The 19,291-nt window shown below is 35.2% G+C and carries 24 protein-coding genes and 1 other annotated feature; of the genes, 17 read left to right on the forward strand and 7 right to left on the reverse strand.

Translation table 11 applies throughout. The features are described 5' to 3' along the window. Positions 1-136 precede the first annotated feature (136 nt). From msrA to AN964_RS25475, 3 genes are all read left to right on the forward strand, one after another. Complete coding sequence (gene msrA, locus AN964_RS09840) at positions 137-670, forward strand: peptide-methionine (S)-S-oxide reductase MsrA (protein ID WP_055739509.1); 534 nt, start codon at positions 137-139, stop codon at positions 668-670. Continuing rightward, on the forward strand, positions 663-1,088 hold the full coding sequence (gene msrB / locus AN964_RS09845) for a peptide-methionine (R)-S-oxide reductase MsrB (RefSeq protein ID WP_055739510.1): 426 nt from the start codon (positions 663-665) through the stop codon (positions 1,086-1,088). The genes msrA and msrB overlap by 8 nt, the downstream gene beginning before the upstream one ends. Positions 1,089-1,196: 108 nt before the next feature. Further along, a complete protein-coding gene (locus AN964_RS25475; RefSeq protein WP_083489289.1) occupies positions 1,197-1,343 on the forward strand; it encodes a YjcZ family sporulation protein in 147 nt (48 codons plus the stop codon). A gap of 124 nt (positions 1,344-1,467) precedes the next feature. On the opposite strand, the gene AN964_RS09850 is transcribed toward AN964_RS25475, so the two are convergent. Next, positions 1,468-3,264 carry a methyl-accepting chemotaxis protein gene (locus AN964_RS09850; protein ID WP_055739511.1) on the reverse strand — a complete coding sequence of 599 codons (1,797 nt, stop codon included), beginning with the start codon at positions 3,262-3,264 and terminating at the stop codon, positions 1,468-1,470. 265 nt (positions 3,265-3,529) lie between these two features. Here AN964_RS09850 and AN964_RS09855 point away from each other — a divergent pair, with 265 nt between their 5' ends. The 4 genes from AN964_RS09855 (at position 3,530) to AN964_RS09865 (ending at position 5,327) form a co-directional block, all read left to right on the forward strand. Next, positions 3,530-3,760 (forward strand): YozE family protein, encoded by a 231-nt coding sequence (locus AN964_RS09855; RefSeq protein ID WP_055739512.1) that lies wholly within the window; start codon positions 3,530-3,532, stop codon positions 3,758-3,760. A 144-nt stretch (positions 3,761-3,904) separates the two neighbouring features. Continuing rightward, complete coding sequence (yodN, locus tag AN964_RS09860) at positions 3,905-4,567, forward strand: germination protein YodN (protein ID WP_055739513.1); 663 nt, start codon at positions 3,905-3,907, stop codon at positions 4,565-4,567. A gap of 105 nt (positions 4,568-4,672) precedes the next feature. Then, a complete protein-coding gene (locus AN964_RS25480) occupies positions 4,673-4,840 on the forward strand; it encodes a YozD family protein (protein ID WP_083489290.1) in 168 nt (55 codons plus the stop codon). Between the two features lie 166 nt (positions 4,841-5,006). Then, positions 5,007-5,327: a YodL domain-containing protein gene (locus AN964_RS09865; protein ID WP_055739514.1), complete on the forward strand. Its 321-nt coding sequence runs from the start codon at positions 5,007-5,009 to the stop codon at positions 5,325-5,327. Positions 5,328-5,370: 43 nt separating this feature from the next. On the opposite strand, the gene yoyE is transcribed toward AN964_RS09865, so the two are convergent. After that, positions 5,371-5,496 (reverse strand): protein YoyE, encoded by a 126-nt coding sequence (gene yoyE, locus AN964_RS26015; RefSeq protein ID WP_126648572.1) that lies wholly within the window; start codon positions 5,494-5,496, stop codon positions 5,371-5,373. 129 nt (positions 5,497-5,625) lie between these two features. Between yoyE and deoD the strand changes: the two genes are divergently transcribed. From deoD to AN964_RS09880, 3 genes are all read left to right on the forward strand, one after another. After that, complete coding sequence (deoD, locus tag AN964_RS09870; RefSeq protein WP_055739515.1) at positions 5,626-6,327, forward strand: purine-nucleoside phosphorylase; 702 nt, start codon at positions 5,626-5,628, stop codon at positions 6,325-6,327. A 602-nt stretch (positions 6,328-6,929) separates the two neighbouring features. Then, positions 6,930-8,189 carry a group II intron reverse transcriptase/maturase gene (gene ltrA, locus AN964_RS09875; RefSeq protein ID WP_055737770.1) on the forward strand — a complete coding sequence of 420 codons (1,260 nt, stop codon included), beginning with the start codon at positions 6,930-6,932 and terminating at the stop codon, positions 8,187-8,189. A gap of 186 nt (positions 8,190-8,375) precedes the next feature. Then, on the forward strand, positions 8,376-9,185 hold the full coding sequence (locus AN964_RS09880; protein ID WP_055739516.1) for a M15 family metallopeptidase: 810 nt from the start codon (positions 8,376-8,378) through the stop codon (positions 9,183-9,185). 90 nt (positions 9,186-9,275) lie between these two features. Here AN964_RS09880 and asnS read toward each other — a convergent pair whose 3' ends face one another. Further along, positions 9,276-10,667: an asparagine--tRNA ligase gene (gene asnS / locus AN964_RS09885; RefSeq protein ID WP_055739517.1), complete on the reverse strand. Its 1,392-nt coding sequence runs from the start codon at positions 10,665-10,667 to the stop codon at positions 9,276-9,278. Between the two features lie 54 nt (positions 10,668-10,721). Continuing rightward, positions 10,722-10,958 (reverse strand) — a binding site (T-box leader). Between the two features lie 311 nt (positions 10,959-11,269). Between asnS and AN964_RS09890 the strand changes: the two genes are divergently transcribed. Further along, entirely contained in the window at positions 11,270-11,812 is a 543-nt protein-coding gene (locus tag AN964_RS09890; RefSeq protein ID WP_183102018.1) for a YitT family protein, read from the forward strand. A gap of 171 nt (positions 11,813-11,983) precedes the next feature. Then, the gene (locus AN964_RS09895; protein WP_055739519.1) at positions 11,984-13,465 is read left to right on the forward strand and encodes a lmo1851 family serine protease; all 1,482 of its coding nucleotides are present in this window, start codon (positions 11,984-11,986) and stop codon (positions 13,463-13,465) included. Between the two features lie 111 nt (positions 13,466-13,576). On the opposite strand, the gene AN964_RS09900 is transcribed toward AN964_RS09895, so the two are convergent. Then, positions 13,577-13,819: a hypothetical protein gene (locus AN964_RS09900; RefSeq protein WP_055739520.1), complete on the reverse strand. Its 243-nt coding sequence runs from the start codon at positions 13,817-13,819 to the stop codon at positions 13,577-13,579. A 93-nt stretch (positions 13,820-13,912) separates the two neighbouring features. Between AN964_RS09900 and yoyC the strand changes: the two genes are divergently transcribed. From yoyC to AN964_RS25485, 3 genes are all read left to right on the forward strand, one after another. Next, positions 13,913-14,173 (forward strand): protein YoyC, encoded by a 261-nt coding sequence (gene yoyC / locus AN964_RS09905; protein ID WP_083489291.1) that lies wholly within the window; start codon positions 13,913-13,915, stop codon positions 14,171-14,173. 336 nt (positions 14,174-14,509) lie between these two features. Continuing rightward, entirely contained in the window at positions 14,510-15,217 is a 708-nt protein-coding gene (locus AN964_RS09910; RefSeq protein WP_055739521.1) for a CAP domain-containing protein, read from the forward strand. Between the two features lie 177 nt (positions 15,218-15,394). After that, a complete protein-coding gene (locus tag AN964_RS25485) occupies positions 15,395-15,538 on the forward strand; it encodes a DUF2639 domain-containing protein (RefSeq protein WP_083489292.1) in 144 nt (47 codons plus the stop codon). 23 nt (positions 15,539-15,561) lie between these two features. Here AN964_RS25485 and AN964_RS09915 read toward each other — a convergent pair whose 3' ends face one another. The 3 genes from AN964_RS09915 to AN964_RS09925 all read right to left on the reverse strand — a co-directional run bounded on the left by AN964_RS09915 (position 15,562) and on the right by AN964_RS09925 (position 17,889). Further along, a complete protein-coding gene (locus AN964_RS09915) occupies positions 15,562-16,125 on the reverse strand; it encodes a GNAT family N-acetyltransferase (RefSeq protein ID WP_055739522.1) in 564 nt (187 codons plus the stop codon). Between the two features lie 357 nt (positions 16,126-16,482). Beyond that, the gene (gene uptA, locus AN964_RS09920; RefSeq protein ID WP_055739523.1) at positions 16,483-17,091 is read right to left on the reverse strand and encodes an undecaprenyl phosphate transporter UptA; all 609 of its coding nucleotides are present in this window, start codon (positions 17,089-17,091) and stop codon (positions 16,483-16,485) included. A gap of 15 nt (positions 17,092-17,106) precedes the next feature. Further along, complete coding sequence (locus AN964_RS09925; RefSeq protein WP_055741207.1) at positions 17,107-17,889, reverse strand: undecaprenyl-diphosphate phosphatase; 783 nt, start codon at positions 17,887-17,889, stop codon at positions 17,107-17,109. A gap of 165 nt (positions 17,890-18,054) precedes the next feature. Here AN964_RS09925 and AN964_RS09930 point away from each other — a divergent pair, with 165 nt between their 5' ends. Both AN964_RS09930 and AN964_RS09935 read left to right on the forward strand, forming a co-directional pair. Continuing rightward, positions 18,055-18,378: a DUF4870 domain-containing protein gene (locus AN964_RS09930; RefSeq protein ID WP_055739524.1), complete on the forward strand. Its 324-nt coding sequence runs from the start codon at positions 18,055-18,057 to the stop codon at positions 18,376-18,378. 115 nt (positions 18,379-18,493) lie between these two features. Then, on the forward strand, positions 18,494-19,264 hold the full coding sequence (locus AN964_RS09935) for a hypothetical protein (protein ID WP_055739525.1): 771 nt from the start codon (positions 18,494-18,496) through the stop codon (positions 19,262-19,264). The last annotated feature ends 27 nt before the right edge of the window (positions 19,265-19,291 follow it).

The following is a 19,291-nucleotide window of genomic DNA, read 5'->3' on the forward strand; positions in this document are numbered from 1 at the left end:
ATTGATTACACTATATTCGTGCGCCTATGGGTTGGTGACTCGACTTATTTCTTCAAAGTCTAATTTCTAGTGTAAAGGCAATAGATTATTTATAATTCTCTATAGGACTTTATTTTCCGAATAGGAGGGAAGAACAATGGCAATCGAATTGGCTACATTTGCAGGCGGGTGTTTTTGGTGTATGGTAAAACCGTTTGATGAACAGGAAGGGATTATAAGTGTTGTTTCTGGTTATACCGGTGGAAAGGTGCCCAATCCGACCTATGAAGACGTGTGTTCGGGGCTGACTGGACATACAGAGGCTGTCCAAATCACCTTTGATTCAAAGGTCTTTCCATACGAAAAGCTATTGAAGATTTTTTGGCAGCAAATTGACCCTACAGATGCTGGCGGACAATTCTATGATAGGGGATCTTCTTATAGGCCGGCAATATTTTATCATAACGAAAATCAAAGAGATTTAGCAGAGCAATCGAAAAGAGAGCTTCAGGATAGCGGTAGATTTAAAGCTCCAATTGTAGTCGAAATTGTTCCAGCACCTACCTTTTATCCAGCCGAGGATTACCATCAACAATATTATCGAAAAAACCCTGTCCATTATAATGCATATCACGAAGGCTCCGGCAGAGCGAGTTTCATAAAAAAACATTGGGGTGATCATCTTGAATAAAAATGATTTAGAAAAAAAATTAAATCCATTACAGTATGATGTAACTCAAAATAATGCAACAGAACCGCCTTTTCAAAATGAATATTGGAATCAATTTGAAGAAGGAATTTATGTAGATATTGTATCCGGTAAACCACTTTTCAGTTCTCTCGATAAATTTGATGCAGGATGCGGCTGGCCAAGCTTTACAAAACCGATAGAAGAAGAGGAAATAATTGAAAAAATGGATCGAAGTCATGGGATGATCCGAACGGAAGTAAGAAGTAAACATGCGAACTCCCATTTAGGTCATGTATTTGACGATGGTCCTGGTCCAACGAAATTAAGGTATTGTATTAACTCAGCTGCTTTAAAATTTATCCCAAAAAGAGAATTAGAAGCGAAAGGGTATGGAAAATACCTGAAATTATTTTCGTAGTTTTTGACACATACAAAATCAAAATGATTTAGGCAAATACACATTCCATTTCTGGGTTTAAAACATATCCTAAAATGAAAAATAAATTCATTTGAGGAGTTGACAGGTATGTACTATGGCGGTTATGGCTGTTGCTACCCAGTATATGATGGATGTTGTGGATATGGATATGTCGGCGGATATCGAAATAGCTTCGCCTTGATTGTAGTCTTGTTTATTTTACTCATCATTATTGGTGCATGTTGGATTAATTAAAAAAGAACAAATCAGCTAGCCAATTGGCGATGGAACTGGACGTAGACCACTTTTTTTTAACTATCCACAGATTAAATTTTTAATAAATCTTAAACAATGGAAAAGTCCCCTGAAAAATAGGGGACTAATTTATTTTAAAATTTGAAATTAATTCGCGTAGGTTTTCGGCCTGTTTCGATAATTCCGAAGCAGATGCTGTAACTTCCTCCATTGCCGCGGAGCCTTCCTCAGAAGCTGCCGCTGTCGTTTCGGTATGCGATGCAGTTAATTCAGCTATTTCGCTTACAGCAGCAAATGAATTTGCCACATCGCGACTTAAATGCAATGTCCTTTCAATCTGTGTTACCATTTCCGCAATAACTTCTGTTGTATCATTTGTGTCCTGAAGGATTTTTTGTAAAGATTGGGTAGTCTCATTTGAAATTTCTACTCCTGAAATAACAGCCTGAACACCTTCTTTATTTTGCTCAATTACAGTATTCACTTCATTTTGAATAGAATGAACAATACGTGAGACTTCTTTAGCTGCATTTTGAGATTGTTCCGCTAATTTTCTAACCTCATCTGCAACAACAGCAAATCCACGGCCGTGTTCACCAGCTCTTGCCGCCTCAATTGCCGCATTTAATGCTAATAAATTCGTTTGTCCGGCAATTCCAGTAATAGTATTGATGATTTTCGTAATTTCATCTGATTTTTTTCCTAAAGATTCAACAGTGGAACTTGTATTAGCCATTGTTTCTTCAATGCTCATAATTTTAATAGAAGCTTCTTTAACAGATGTTTCACCTGTTTTAGCAGAAGATTGCATATTTAAAGCTGCCACTTTAACCCGATCTGCAAGGCTACCTAAAACCTCTACCACCTCATTCAGTGAATTCATCTTTGTTAATGATTCATCCATCTGTGAGGTTGTTTTTTCGCTTCCTGCTGCAATTTCACTCGATGTCTCTGCAATAGACATAATTGTTTTCGCTGTCTCCTCAGCAGAAGCAAGTAATTCTTCACTGCTTACGGAAACATTTTCCGCCATTTTGGAAACCTCTTTTACAAGCTTTGCAATACCGTCAATAAGGACATTTGTATCTTTTGCAAGACCTGCAAGCTCATCATTCGATTTAATTTGAATACGTTTTGTAAGATCTCCTCCGGCATTAGCGATATCAAGAATAGAACCGCTGATTTTTCTCACATTAGATTTAATGCTTCTTGATAATGCAAGGGACAGAATAATAGTTAAAATGATGGCAGCTAACGATAAAAATAATGAAATTCCTTCCATAATTTTCACCTTTGTATGCAGGCTGTCAATACGATCCTGGGAAGCTTTAGATTGAGCATTATCAAATGCATTAATATTGGTTTGCATTTTCCCCATATAATCTTTGCCATGTGCGTCTTGAATTAAATTTCTGGCATCCTTCTCCGATTGAAATTGACGAGCTTGAATGACACTATCGATGGAACCGCTCCAAAAATAATAGGATGACTCAATGGAATCAACTTTTTGAAGCTGGGACTTACTATCCTTTACAAGGGATCTTAATTTCTTAATGTTATCGTCTATGTATTTTTTACTAGTATAGTATGGATCTAGAAAGCTTTTATCACCAGTAATGGCATATCCTCTTTCAGCAGATTCAATGGTGTATGAGGATTTCAGGATTCCTTGGATTTTTTCGTGAACAACCAAATCATTTCCTACAATGCGATCAATTTCTTTTTCCAATTGGTTCATGCTTAAATAGGATGTGATGGATAAAATGATTAAAAGAATTGTAAGGATTCCGAATGAAATGGTAATTTTCCCTCGTATTGTTTGTAAATAGGAGAAAGAGATTTTTCTCTGCTTTAGCACTTTTTCTTTTTTCTGTTTTTTGGGCTTTTTTAACTTTGGAATATTTTTTTCTTTTTTGCCCATTTTGTTCCCCCCCTAGTAATGTTTTAGAAATAACATATGACAAAATATCTAATGAATATTTTACTAAGTTGTATCTGAATAATCTAGTTATTCTTGCGATTATTTGTCGAAAAATTAAATAATATGTACTGAAGACTCATTTAATTACCTAAATATGACAGTCGATACGTAAATTACCTATATCCTTTAATAATCAAAAACTTGATGGCAATCAATTCTTTCGGTATAGTAAATTCAAGATTTTAATGTAGAAGGGCGAATCTATATGAATTATTCATTTTACCATTACTTAATGAAATATCGTGATGCCAAACCAAAAGATGATATATCTAGTTTTGCAAATAGCGCTTATAAGGATCATAGTTTTCCAAAACATTCAACAGATTATCATGAACTGAGTTCATATCTGGAGATGAATGCTGCGTATTTAGCATCGATGTCCATATTTGATGAAGCTTGGGAACTTTACATATTTGAAACGACGAAGAATCTGTAAACATTACTATTTTGGTAATGTTTTTTTAGTTCCTTTTTGTGTTTTGGCCCTTTTTAAAAAGGCTTAATCAAACAATCGTTTTATCCGTTTCTTGCATATAATTAATTATCAATTATTCTACACATTTCAAGGAGACGGGAGGAAATGGACAATAAGGATAAACCTCATTTTAAGATTGGTGATACTGTTGTTATTTTAAAATATGGAACGGTCGGTAAAATTTCAAATATTAGAAATTTAGATGGACAATATTATTACGAAATAAACGATAATGGTGACTTATTTAAGGATAAAGGTTTAGTATTGCTATCCGATTTTAAAGGAGAAATATTGGCAAAGGAACAGATAGATATTGAGTATAAGTTCTTTTTCGGTGATTTGGTTCAGGTTAAAGGGTATCTGGATGAGCTCTTTAAGGTAGTAGGCTTTAGAACAGAAATATGGCGATATAAAGAAGATGCATGGGAAGATATTATTTATGAGTTAACAAGGGTAACAGATGGTGAATGGCTGGAAGCGGATGAAAATGAACTGATATTGGTTGCGGAATCAGATATTGCTGAAAGCTACTTGAAAAAATACGGTTTTATTTATCCAATAAAAAAAACAAAGAAGCCATTGCTTCTTCCTTCGCCGAAGGATCAATTTAACCATAAGATCGATTCTTTGCTAGATATGTATAATGATTATAAAACTATGTATATAATGTTCTCAGATTCATATTATATTGACATGATGGATTCCATTAAAATACAACTGTCTGATCTTTTAAAAAAGAGTAACAATAAGTTAAGAAAACATTCATGATGAAATAAATGAATACAACTGTTTTATCTTTATTCATATCCATATAAATTGCTGCATAAACGTAAAAGAAAGAACATACATTTTTATTGGAGGAGGCGATTTTGCATGCGGGAAATTGAAGTGTTTATTGACACGGAGGAAATTGCTGAGTTCTTTTTCAATGAGCTGGTTAAGAGGGGTTATGCGCCAAAAGAAGAAGAACTGGAAGAAATCGCCGATATCACATTTGATTACTTAATTGCTAAATGCATTATTGATGAGGAATTGGATTAATCACAAAAATAGTATTGACATCAGCCACCACGAAAAAGAGGTGGCTTTCCATTTGGAACGTCGGAAATCGATAAAAATAGACAAAAGAAGTGAAATTTAGAGAAAGGATTTGCACCCTTTGTTTTTGAATATATCTATGAAGAGAAAAATGGAGGGAGACGAATTCATGCAATTACTAAAATCACTTAAACTTTCTTATAGTCATGTAACGGAGTACGATATTACATTATTTCAAACACCCTTATTTGGACAGAAAAAAGGGTATAAAAAAGTTTATCAGTTGAAAGTAGCAGGAAAAAATCATGAAGAAATCTTGTATAAGGTTTTTGCTACTTTTAATACATTAGACTCCCTGCCAAAGGATTATCATGCGCGCTACTTAGGAACTGGAGATATTGTTTTTATTGATGAAGGCAGAAATGGGCATTTCTATTACCAATTGAAATCTGGCGGATGGACGACGATAAATAGAATTCATATAAGATAACTTATTACAGCTCAGCTTCGTGGAAGACTGAGCCGTTTTTATTTTATTTTTTACGTTTATTTGCAGTGAATTCTTTTTCATGTGCTTCTTGTTCTGAAATGATTTGATCTTCCGGTATATGATTATTTTTCTTCTGACCGTTAATACGATTTCGATGCTTTTTACCCAACTTTTTTCCCTCCTTACATTGTTCATCTATATCGTTTCCCAAAATGTTTTATTCATTACAGTAATAGATTGCAACAAATGATTTAAAAATATAAAATGTACATACTGAATGAAAGGAGAAGATAGATAAATGAGTATACATATCGGTGCAAAAGAAAATGAAATTGCGGAAACAGTTCTTTTGCCGGGAGATCCTCTTCGGGCAAAATATATTGCAGAAACATTTTTGGAGAATGTGACTTGTTACAATGAAATTCGAAATATGTTTGGATTTACTGGTACATACAAAGGCAAACCAGTATCTGTACAAGGAACTGGAATGGGAGTTCCATCTATTTCGATTTACATTAACGAGCTAATGCAAAGCTATAATGTGCAGAATTTAATTCGTGTAGGGACATGCGGTGCTATCCAACAGGATGTCAAGGTTAGAGATGTCATCATTGCAATGACAGCCTCCACTGATTCCCAAATGAATCGTCTTACTTTCGGTGGCATTGATTATGCGCCAACAGCTAATTTTGAGTTATTAAAAAAGGCATATGATAGCGGCTTGGAAAAAGGACTAAACCTTAAAGTAGGAAACGTATTTACAGCGGACATGTTTTATAATGACAATGCTGATCATGAGAAATGGGCGAAATATGGAATTCTTGCAATAGAAATGGAAACAGCAGCGCTTTATACTTTGGCGGCTAAATATAATCGCAAAGCTTTATCTATTTTGACTGTCAGTGATCATATTCTCACTGGTGAAGAAACGTCTGCAGAGGAACGTCAATTAACATTTAACGATATGATTGAGGTTGCTCTGGAATCAGCAGTTAAATAAAGTAATTTCAAAAAGTCTCTTTATGAGACTTTTTGTTTATTGTGCGCCCGGCATGGGTGTAGTCTCTAGGGTGAAAGTCCCGAACTGTGAAGGCAGAAGTAGCAGTTAGCTTAACGCAAGGGTGTCCGTGGTGACGCGGAATCTGAAGGAAGCGAGCGGCAAACTTCCGGTCTGAGGAACACGAACTTCATACAAGGCTAGGTATCATTGGATGAGTTTGCAATACAAAACAAAGTCCTTTCTGCCGAAGGTGATACAAAGTAAATGAAGCAGATAGATGGAAGGAAAGATTGCACTCTTACCCGGGGAGGTCTGGTTGATACGCCAAGTACACTTGGTAACCTATCTAGTAATGGATAGCTGAACAATCAGAAGTCAGCCGAAGTCGTAGTACTTGGTTTGCTCGAGAGAATCAAGGAAGGACTGAACCATTTTAGGAGAACAAACACTCGGCAAACGGTTCTTTATGTATGAAAGCAGAAAATTCTTACGGAACCTACCTGAAAGGAAGAAATGGTGAATTCCATGGGGGACTTCGGGAGGGCTTAGTAAAGAACCCACTTAATGAGAATGTATTGTTCACGTAGAAAGGATAAATCTCAATGTTAATGGAACGAATGCTGTCACGGGAAAATCTTTTACTGGCATTAAAGCGAGTAGAAAAGAACAAAGGAAGTCATGGAGTAGACAATATGTCCGTAAAAGACCTACGAAGACATATTCTCGAAACGTGGGATACACTTAAAACATCCTTAATGGAGGGTACTTATCAACCTTCTCCTGTCCGTCGGGTTGAAATCCCAAAACCGAACGGTGGAGTAAGGTTATTAGGTATCCCAACCGTGACAGACCGTTTCATCCAACAGGCGATTACTCAGATTTTAACCCCTATCTTCGACCCGACTTTTTCAACACAGAGCTATGGTTTTCGACCAAACAAACGAGGTCATGACGGTGTTAGACAAGCGAAGAAATATATCGAAGAGGGATACCGATGGGTAGTCGACATGGACTTGGAGAAATTCTTTGATAAAGTCAATCATGATAGATTAATGCGGACTCTATCCAAAAGGATTCAAGACAGAACGCTCCTATCACTAATTCGGAAGTATCTACAGTCTGGCATTATGATTAATGGAGTCATAACGAAATCCGAGGAGGGTACGCCCCAAGGTGGACCATTAAGTCCTTTACTCTCCAATATCGTTCTAGATGAACTAGACAAAGAGTTAGAAAAGAGAGGGCACAAGTTTGTCCGATACGCAGATGATTGTAATATCTACGTAAAATCGAGAAGAGCCGGAGAGCGAGTAATGGACTCGATTACTACTTTCATTGAATTTACTCTAAAACTAAAGGTGAATCGAGAAAAGTCAGCTGTAGACAGACCTTGGAAAAGAAAGTTTTTAGGTTTTAGCTTCACATTTCATAAGAAACCGAAGGTGCGGATGTCAAACCAAAGTATTCAACGTGTCAAGAAACGGATACGAGAATTAACTTCAAGGTCAAAACCAATTCCAATGGATTATAGAATAGAGAAGCTGAATCAATATTTGATTGGCTGGTGCGGATATTATGCATTAGCAGATACACCCACTATTTTCAAAGAATTAGACGAATGGATTAGAAGGCGTCTCAGAATGTGCCAATGGAAAGAATGGAAGAAACCAAAAACCAAAGTAAGAAAACTCATTGGATTAGGGATTCCAAAAGAGAAGGCATACGAATGGGGAAACTCTAGAAAGAAATATTGGAGAATAGCCAGAAGCCCAATCCTACAGAAAACCCTCACAAACTCCTATTGGGAGATGCGAGGGCTGAAGAGTCTTTATGTGAGATATTCTCAACTACGTCAGACATAAATGGAACCGCCGTATACGGAACCGTACGTACGGTGGTGTGAGAGGTCGGGGGTTAGTCACCTCCTCCTACTCGATTCATTAAAGTATTAAAAAAAATTCATATTTTTACCTATCCTTTTCTCTCATTTCTTTGATAAACTCTTATATGTGAAGAAATTTTTTTGCATTAAGAGGAAAGGTGACATTATGAAACGTATTTTAGCACTTACAGCCGTTATATTTTTGTTAGGTGGTTGCAGCTGGGGCCAAAACAAGGCAACTGATGCCTCAACAGGTAAGGGTCAAGAGAAACCATCCAATTCTATCAATAATTCAATAGGTAAACAGACAAGCCAAAATAATACAAACCATGATTTATTACTAAGTCCAGATAATTTTAATCAAATTAGGGTTGTAAATGGAATCAAAATGATTGAAAACCCCTCTAATATACTAGCTTTGGTTAATAAGGATTATTCCCTTGGAGACTATAAGCCAAATGATCTTGTTCGTCCAAAAGTCGCATTTTCCTTTGGCAATCAGGATATTGAAAAGAGCTATATGAGAAAAGAAGCAGCAACTGCCTTAGAGCAAATGTTTTCCGCGGCAAAAAAAGATAATATCTTCCTGTATGCTGCTTCGGGTTATCGTTCTTATACAAGACAAAAAACTTTATTTGATGCAGAAGTAGCAAATGTTGGAAAAGATAAAGCGGCTCAAGCGGTTGCAATTCCTGGAGAAAGCGAACACCAAACAGGACTTGCGATGGATATAACCAGTGAAACAGAAAATTTCCTTCTTACAGAAAAAATGGGAGAACATAAGGAAGGAATATGGCTGCGTGAACATGCTCATGAGTTTGGTTTCATTTTAAGATACCCGAAAGATAAGGTGAACGTAACCAAATATGAATATGAGCCATGGCATTTTAGATATGTTGGAAAAAAAGCCGCGGAGGTAATGTACAAAAACAATTGGACATTAGAGGAATATTTTCAACATGTTAAAAAAGCATAAAAACAGGTAAACAGATTGATACCAATACTTATAAAAAATGAACAATAGGATGCAGCAGCATCCTATTGTTCATTTTTTACATCTATTTCATTAAAAATCTGCATTTCCTGGTGTACGAGGAAATGGTATTACATCACGGATGTTCTTCATTCCGGTTAAATACATAACTAATCGTTCAAAGCCAATTCCATAGCCTGAATGCTTTGTACCGCCGTATTTTCTAAGCTCAAGATACCACCAGTAATCTTCTTCCGTCATACCAAGTTCTTTAATTCTATTGGCAAGGACTTCTTCTCTTTCCTCACGCTGGCTTCCCCCGATTAACTCGCCGATACCTGGAACCAATAGGTCAGTCGCAGCTACTGTCTTGCCGTCATCATTCGCTCTCATATAAAATGCCTTAATTTCTTTCGGATAGTCGGTTACGAAGACAGGACGCTTGTAAATTTCCTCGCTAAGATAGCGTTCATGTTCCGTTTGCAAATCCGTACCCCATTCAACAGGGTAGTCAAATTCCTTACCGGAGTTCTTTAATAATTCAACCGCTTCGGTATAAGTAACTCTTCCAAAATCGGATTCTAATGCGTTCTGCAATCTTTCAATAAGTGTTTTATCGATAAAGCTATTAAAGAAGGCCATTTCTTCTGGTGCATGTTCAAAAACGTAATTAATGACATACTTGACCATTTCTTCTCCGAGGTCCATGATATCCGGTAGTTCTGCAAAGGCAACTTCCGGCTCAATCATCCAGAATTCTGCGGCATGACGTGCCGTATTCGAATTTTCTGCTCTAAAGGTCGGACCAAAGGTATATACATTACGGAAAGCAAGAGCAAAGGTTTCCGCATTTAATTGACCGCTAACGGTTAAGTTGGTTTCTTTGCCGAAGAAATCTGCACTGTCATCTACTTTTCCGTCCCCGGTTTTTGGAAGCTGGTTCAAATCCATGGATGTCACACGGAACATTTCCCCAGCACCCTCCGTATCGCTTCCGGTAATAATCGGTGTATGTACGTATACAAATCCTTTTTCTTGAAAGAATTTATGAATGGCATAAGATGCAAGAGATCTTACTCTGAAAACGGCTGAGAAGGTATTGGCTCTCGGACGTAAATGAGCGATAGTTCTTAAATATTCAAGGGAATGTCTCTTTTTTTGTAAAGGATAATCTGTATCCGATAATCCTTCCACCACAATTTTTGTCGCTTTAATTTCAAAAGGTTGTTTCATTTCAGGTGTTGGAACAAATTCACCTTCTACTAAAACAGAAGAGCTAATAGGTAACTTCGTAATTTCTTTGAAGTTATCAAGGGTATCCTCAAAAACTACTTGTACACTCTTGAAGAATGTTCCGTCGTTTAATTCCATAAAGCCAATGGTTTTGGAATCGCGAAGAGTACGGATCCAGCCTGAAATTTGAACCGTTTTGTCATTATAATTTTCTTGATTTCTGTATAAATCTTTTACTACAGTCTTTATCATAAATAGCCTCCTTATGGTAATTTTTCACAATAAAAAAAGCCTTCTATTCCCAAAAAAAGGGACGAAAGGCTGACTTCCGCGGTACCACCCAAATTGTCATTTGACCAACTTTAAAGCTAATATTGCTTACCCCAGTCAGATAACGTGCTGGTAACGTCTAAGCCTACTTAAGATATCCCTTTCGGTTAGAACTCAAAGGTGTTCTTCATTCATGCTTCATCGCCAGGCTTCCACCGTCCCCGGCTCGCTATCGAATATAGCAAAAACTACTTTCCTCTTCATCGCTATAAAATATGTAGTTTTTAAATGAATTTTTATTGTAAAATTTTATCACAAAACATAAACCTTTGTCTAGTTCCCTTAAAAGGCGGAGATATTGTAATCTTTCAATACCAACACCACCTAAAAAAGAGAATGTATGTATGTTCTTGTAATATATTTGGAAACCCGCTTTTTTTTGTGATCTTTATCATAATAAATATTCTGAAACGATAACGATTGAAATTTTGCATGAAAATCATTTCCCCTCATAAACTATTTTTAGAGACAAGCTAGATAAAATGTTGGGGGAGAGAACAATTCAGAAGGTTGGACAAATTATTTTGGGGAGTATTTTATTATCAATTGGTGTAAATGGGTTTATCATTCCCCATCATTTATTAGATGGAGGATTAATGGGGATCGCATTAATTTTTTATTATTTTTTTTCCATTCCAACTGGCTTAAGTATGATTAGTTTAAGCATTCCATTATATATATTTGCCTTTATTTATTATCGACGTTATTTCTATAATAGTATTTTCGGAGTAATTTTTAGTTCCTTTTTTTTGGACTTGTTTTCCTTTTTATCCGATCGAATACAATTACCCGTTCTTTTAAGTGCTTTGGTAGGTGGAACCTTTATTGGATTAGGGGCAGGTCTTATCCTTCAGGCTGGTGTTGCCGGGGATGGGTTAGATTTGTTTGCTCAAATGGTAGGTGTATTTACTAATGTGAATGTAGGAATTATTATTTTTGTTTTAGACGCGCTTGTGCTTTTGTTGGGAATGAAATTTTTTGGACTTGGCATTTTCTTGTATTCTCTTTTAGCCACAATAGCAGTGGGCTTTTTTACTTCAATACTAACAATAAGATATTTAGAGTAAACAATGGATGTGAAAATAATATAATGAATATTTAGATAAAATATAACAAAATTCGCGTTTTTTTTCATTCAAAAAAACCTTTTCTTTCGTTATTCGATAAAAGCTGATAAAATAAAGAAGTTAATATTTTTTTACATAGAATACTGATTACAGATAGCATTGTATACGGGAATGAAAGTGGTGAATGTCTTGGAAGAAGAGAAAAAGGATATTGACTCCTCTACAGAAAACATAAATGGTTTTATTCGAATGAAGAAATTTACATTTGTTATGCTTATTTTTATACTCGTATTTGCAACGGCAGGGGTTACTACCCTTGTATTAGCATTCGGGGATAAAAAAGCAGTTAATGTAGGTGTAGCGAATAATCGTCCGGAATTTAATAAACTCTATGAAGTTTATGACAAGTTAGAAAGCAGTTATTATAAAAAAGTGGACAAGAAGACATTAATAAACGGTGCCATTAACGGAATGGTTGACTCTTTAGGAGATCCATATTCTGATTACATGTCGGAGGATGAGGCGAAGCAATTTAACGAAAGTATTTCATCCTCTTTTGAAGGAATAGGTGCAGAAATTCAGGAAAAAGACGGCTTTATTACTGTTGTATCTCCAATAAAAGGATCCCCTGCCGAAAAAGCAGGTCTAAAACCGAATGATAAAATATTAGCCGTAAATGACAAAAGCATTCGAGGAATGTCTGCAAATGAAGCGGTATTACTCATCCGGGGGAAAAAAGGTACGAGTGTGAAGTTAACAATACAACCAGCAGGCTCCAAAGAAACAGCTGAAATGACAATTGTCCGCGATACCATTCCAATTAATACGGTTTATGCAGAAATGATGAAAAATGGTGTAGCAAAAGTGCAAATTACAAGTTTTTCAAATAATACTTATGATGAACTTGTAAAAGCATTAGATGAAATGGATAAAAAAGGAATGAAATCTTTAATTTTGGATTTACGTCAAAATCCGGGTGGGTTATTAAATCAAGCCCTAGAAATTTCAAACCTATTCGTTCCAGAAGGCAAGACGATTGTTCAGACAGAGGACAGAAACGGCAAACGCGACCAAGAGGTTGCAAAGGCTGGTAAAAAGATCAATGTTCCGGCAGTAGTGCTCATTGATGAAGGAAGTGCAAGCGCATCTGAAATTACGGCTGCAGCACTTAATGAATCCGCGGGAATTCCGTTAATTGGTCATAAATCATTCGGAAAAGGAACAGTACAAACAGCTACTGATTTCAAAGACGGTTCCGATGTGAAGTTTACAGTAGCGAAATGGTTAACTCCAAATGGTGAATGGATTCATGAGAAAGGCATTGAACCTGAATATAAGGTGGACTTACCGAAATATGCCAATCTCCCTATTATTGATCCAAGCAAGAAGTGGAAGAAATCAGATGTATCCAGCAATATCAAAACAGCCGAACAAATGCTTAAGGCTGTAGGTTATAATCCTGGAAAAGTGGATGGTTTATATGACAGTCAAACAGAAAAAGCAGTGCAGGCATTCCAAAAGGCTGAACATCTGAAAGTAAATGGTATTCTTGAGGGAGATACTACTATCGAGCTTATGAACAAGCTTCGTGAGAAAATTATTAAAGATGATCCGCAAGTTAAAAAAGCGACTGAGGTATTAAGTAAAAAATAAAAAAACAAAATTTCAAATTCCAAACGCTGAAAAAGGACTCTGGTTTTAAATAACCAGAGTCCTATTTTTTCTTAGTGAAAACATAGAAACGCACTATTTATTGCGGGCTTGTTATCTGAGTTCACCAAATTTCAGGAATGTCTTTTCATCTTCAATTAGGCCGCAAGCGGCACATTGAACACGATAATCAGGACCTTTATATGGAATATGAAATGGATTGACTGCATTATTTTCATATTCCTCGATAATATCACCTGACCTTGGATCCATTTTCACAGCTTGTGGAACTTGTTGTATAATATTGAATCTGGAACGATTTGTTTTGCAGTTTGGACAACAATATGGACCATGCATTTTTAATACCTCCACTAATGAGTTTTCTATACATAGTTTTCTCATTTTTTCTGTATTTAATGTAAATTTTCTGTTTTGAAAGGAGTATTCATTTTGAGATACGAAGAATTATTAGATGTTTATCGAAAGATATGGAATAATCGTTTGTTAAAAGACGAAGCAAAAACGGCGAAGGAACTGCTGAATGAAGCCATTACAAGAGAATTATTGGACGAAGTTACTCATCCTCGTTTACGGACATCAAAAGAAGTAAAATTTTATTATGCAATGAAACGAATTAGCGATTCTAAACAATCTGATTCAGAAAAGGTAGAACTTATAAAGCACTATATTAAAATCATGGAAGAACTGTAAGGAATTGCGATGAAAAGGATTACAAATAAACTATAAAGTGAAGGATATTGAAATAAGACTGAAAAATACGTTACAAAAGCAGCTCTTTATAAATATTGTCAAGTCGCATTTACATATGAAAATATGGATGTATATCCTTATTATTACTAGATTTCCTGCATATACAAATAGACTATTTTTTGAGAATAACTATTTTAACAGGGTTCTTTAACTAGCAAAAATGATAACGATTGTTTTACAAAAATTATGGTAGATTTCTCCTCAAATATTACAAATATCGTATGTTATGATTCAAGAGTAATAGATTTTCACTCAAGAAGAGGGAGGAATTTTACAATGATGAAACCACTTATTACTACAGCAGCTGCGTTAGCATTATTAGCTGGACCAATGATGAGCCATAAAGCAGATGCAGCAGGATTACAAACTAATGCTAATAACACTGTAAAATATGAATATAAAACAAATAATATACAAGATGCCCAAGCATGGTTTAACAATATTCTTAAGCAATACCATGTAAACTCAGCATATTTAAATACACAGACTGTACAACCAACAAATCACAGTGTACAAAAAGTAACACAAAATACTGCGACAACTAAAAAAGTAAATACCAATACAAAAACAAATACGACAGCTTCTACTAAAAAAGCAACCTATCAATTAAGCGCATACGAAAAACAAGTAGTAGATTTAACAAATCAAGAACGTAAAAAGTATGGTCTGCCTGCTTTAAAGATTAATACTACTTTAAGTAAGATGGCTCATACAAAAGCAAATGACATGGCTGTTAATCATTATTTCGATCATACTAGCCCAACTTATGGATCACCATTTGATATGATGAAAAAATTTGGCATTACTTATCGTGCTGCAGGAGAAAATATAGCGATGGGCCAAAAAACTCCGCAAGAAGTAGTAAATGGCTGGATGAATTCACCAGGTCACCGTGCAAACATTTTAAATAAAAATTACACGGAAATCGGTGCAGGGTTTGTTTCTAATGGTAATTACTGGACTCAAGAATTTATTGGAAAATAATATATGAAATTAGACCACGGAAAAACTTCTGTGGTCTTCTTATTTATACGTTTCTATTTTTGTGAAAAAGCTGTTATCTCCTTTAAATGATACAAAGGACAGCATGTTTTGTTAGGCATATTTTATCCATCCTGCTCATATAGTGTATTGGACAAGTTGATGAGGAGGAAAGCTGAGATGGCATACAAATATTCAAAAGGCTGGTATGTACAAGAATTGAAACAAATGGGAGTACGTTACCATCCTGTTGAACGGAAAAAACTAGAAAAGTATAAAACATGGGTCATTAGAAATCTTTATAATGAAAGATTGGATAAATAAAAACTCGCCATTAGGCGAGTTTTTTAAGCTTCTAATACTTGTTCTTCCTCTTGTTTTGTCTCATTCCTCATTAAATACAGGGAGTACTGGTCTCTAGAAATTTCATATAAATCATAAATATATTCCTCAGCATTCAATTGATCAAATATACATTTTCGAGTCTCATTTGCTTTAACAACATACGGGAGCTTTTCGGCGGCTTTTATGGAACGGATATTTTCTTTGCGAATACGCATAAAGATTGTTTCAATTCCTAATTCATAAAATAGTTCCTGAAAAAAAGCGTCCTTTGCAGGCTGGTTATAACCTTTTCCATGGTAGGGTTTCCCAATCCATGTTCCTAAAAAACCTGCATTGTCTTTTATATCAAATAAATTAATGGTACCAATTGGATTGCACCATTCATCTAAAATTGTTCTGGAAATTAGTTCACCGCGTTCTTCTGCCTCAATCGTCTGTTTAGTTAAAAATAAAAATTCATCATGTGAATATGCCTTTTGACGAACGAAAGGGAAGACATCAGGGTGCACCATAAGTTCAAATAAACAAGAGTTTTCTTGTCCGTTTAACTCACGTTTCTTGAGCATCGATATCCCTCCAAAGAGGGCAGTCCCCCGTTTATCGCGAAAGCCCCACCCTCGAAATTTTTTAAAAGTGCGTAAAAAATTTCGGGGTGGGAATCGAACCCACTAGAACCAGGCTAAACATTAGCTGGTGGCGCACCATTTGCCTTCCCTAATTGATGTAAAACATCAAAAAGTTGTATATTACTTTTGTAAGTTGTCTTGAGGATTAACCTCTAAGTAAAATGTTTGATAAAAACTCCTTTTGACAGACCAAATGGTTGTTTAAAGTGAATAAGTTTTCTTTTCCTTTTTGTATATTACAATAAAAATCGCCAATTGAAAATAGGATAAATATTAATATTTTATGACCAATTATTACTAAGTTCGACAATTGTTTTTTTTGTTTTTTACATAATGCACGATAAAATATATACTCAAGCTAAGGATGGCAATAACAATAATCGGTCTAATATATTTGCCTGCCACACTGCTGATTAATTCCCAATGATTATTTAATTGAATACCCAGCAGTAAAAAAAGGAGGGTCCACGGAAGCATAGCGGTAGTCGTGTATAACACAAATTGGGAAAATTTCATTTTTGCAATTCCAGCTGGTATTGAAATGGCATGTCGAACTATAGGGATAAATCTTGCTGTGAAAATAACAATTGTTCCATAATTTCGAAACCATTTTTCCGAAGCATCTAGATGCTTTTTCTTTATCAATAGAAACTTTCCGAACTTTTCAAAGAATGGCCTGCCTCCATAGTATCCAAGCCAATATAAAAATACCTGTGCCATTGTTCCCCCAAGAATTCCTGCAATTGTGGCACTGATAAAGGAAATCTCCCCATTTGCAATTAAAAATCCTCCATATGCCAGTACAATTTCACTCGGGATGATTTCAATCATTAAGGCAAGTGCAATACCAATGAACCCAAGATTACCTAAATGTTCTAATGCATTTACAATCCATTCATGACTCATTTATTTTCAACTCCGCTAAAATATTCCAATAGTTTGCAATGTAATGATCCCTAAGCCTAAAAACCAAACATAATAAGCAAATATTTTAAGAGATTTCTTTTTAAGAAAGTTTATCATTCCAACAATTGCAAAATATCCGAACAAAGCAGATGCGATGGTTCCAATCAGAAGACTCATGAATGAAATGTTTTCCGCCTGTCCTGTGAATAAATCTTTTCCTTGCAGAATAATTCCTCCAAGTATTGCAGGAATCGATAATAGGAATGAAAAATAAGCAGCTGTCTCTCTATCTAATTTACGTAAAAGCCCTGCGGCAATCGTTAATCCTGATCGGGAAAGTGCGGGGAAAATAGCAGCAGCTTGAAATGTTCCGATTACCAGTGCATCTGAATAGCGGATTTCTTCAAGTTTTTTATGGCCGTGTCTCTTGGCGCTTTCCGCCCACCATAAAATACATCCAGTCGCTAAAAACTCCCATCCGATTGTGCTACCTGACTTTGAAATGGAATCAAAAAAATCTTTAAATAAAAAACCTGCAAACACTGCCGGAATTGTCCCAATAAACATGATTTTGGTCAGTTTGCCAAATGGATTTCTTATAATATGAATGAGATCATCTTTATAAACAACCAGAACTGCCAATAAGGTGCCAACATGTAGCATTGTATCAAGAAACAAACCTGCTTCATCCAATCCAAATAAGTGCCTTCCAAGAAATAAATGACCAGTACTTGAAATCGGCAGAAACTCTGTAAGCCCTTGAATGATTCCTAAAATAAACGCTTGTATATTTGACAGCATATCCAAACTCCTTCAATAAAAAATTTCCTAAATGAACAACATATTAAATGATATGCAAAACATGTTAGAGGATGTCCAAAAAAAGAAAAGTTAAAAAAGATGTATCTTTTTTCCTTCCTCTTCGTATATGCTATAGAGATTATTCAATCAGGGGGAATCGAAATGCCATCAAAGGATGAAAGGCTTCTGGCAACATTGATTTATGTTTCAAGTTTTTTTACTGTTTTTATTGGGCCATTAATTATTTGGCTTCTCAAAAAAGATGAATCATCTTTCGTTGATTATCACGGTAAGGAATATTTCAACTTTCTTATTTCTTATTTTATTTATAGTCTTATTAGCGGGATACTCATAATCATTTTAATCGGAGGTATATTACTCGGTATCATTGGTATTTTGGTGTTTATCTTCACTATTCTTGCAGCGGTAAAAGCATATGAAGGAGAGCGATATCAAATACCGCTCGTTATACGGTTTTTAAGATAGAAAAATCCTCTGTTACAAGAGGATTTTTTTCTATCTTTTTTTATTACAATTGGGAATCATGAAAAAATAGAAACAAACATATAATAGAATGAATCTACAAATAGGGTGAATAGACATGAATATTAAAGAATACTATACCGTTATGTCCAGAATCTATTTAAATCAAATTATCCTAGTAGGCTTTTTTTTAATAGGATGTTTATTTTTATTCAACGCGGTGGGATTTCCGTTTATATTAAAAATTATTTTTATTATAGTGATGATTATATTAATTTATTTTTTTGTTAAATATTTATATTTTAATTTTAGAGAAGGCAGCCTTAAGTATATTACATCTGACAAACAAATACGTAATGAAAATTCGAAAGAACTAATGATGATGTTTCTGCCTGCGCCAAGTTTATTTATAAAGTTTTTCAATAGTAATGGAATATGTGAGTATGAATTAAGGGATGAAGGAATGGAACCTTGGAAATGGTTTTTGCCAATTAGGATAAGAAGAAGAGAATCTCTAAGTTATCAATTAAAAAAGAGAGATGGAACGGTATTAGTAAATATGAATGTTTCCCAGCATAATGGGCAGGTTGAAATAACTACACCAAGCAATCAGCTTTTTATCATTAAACTACAAGAGAGAAAAAGGAAAATGATGACGTTTGAAGCCGGTAATGACATGTTATTTATCCATTTAACGACACATAAGATAGAAGTGACAAAAAACAATAAAAACATAGCAACGATTCAAAATGGGTGGATGCCAATAAAATGGCAGAAATATTTCTCCTCCAATACGCCAATTCTTACATTTAAAAATGAGGTGAGCGAAGCTGAACAATTTATTATTTATGGGTTGCTCATCTTTCTATTTGTTAACCAATTCAATTAACAATATGGTAAATTGCGTATGAAATAA

The organism is Heyndrickxia shackletonii, from assembly GCF_001420715.1.
GTDB classification, from domain to species: domain Bacteria; phylum Bacillota; class Bacilli; order Bacillales; family Bacillaceae_C; genus Margalitia; species Margalitia shackletonii.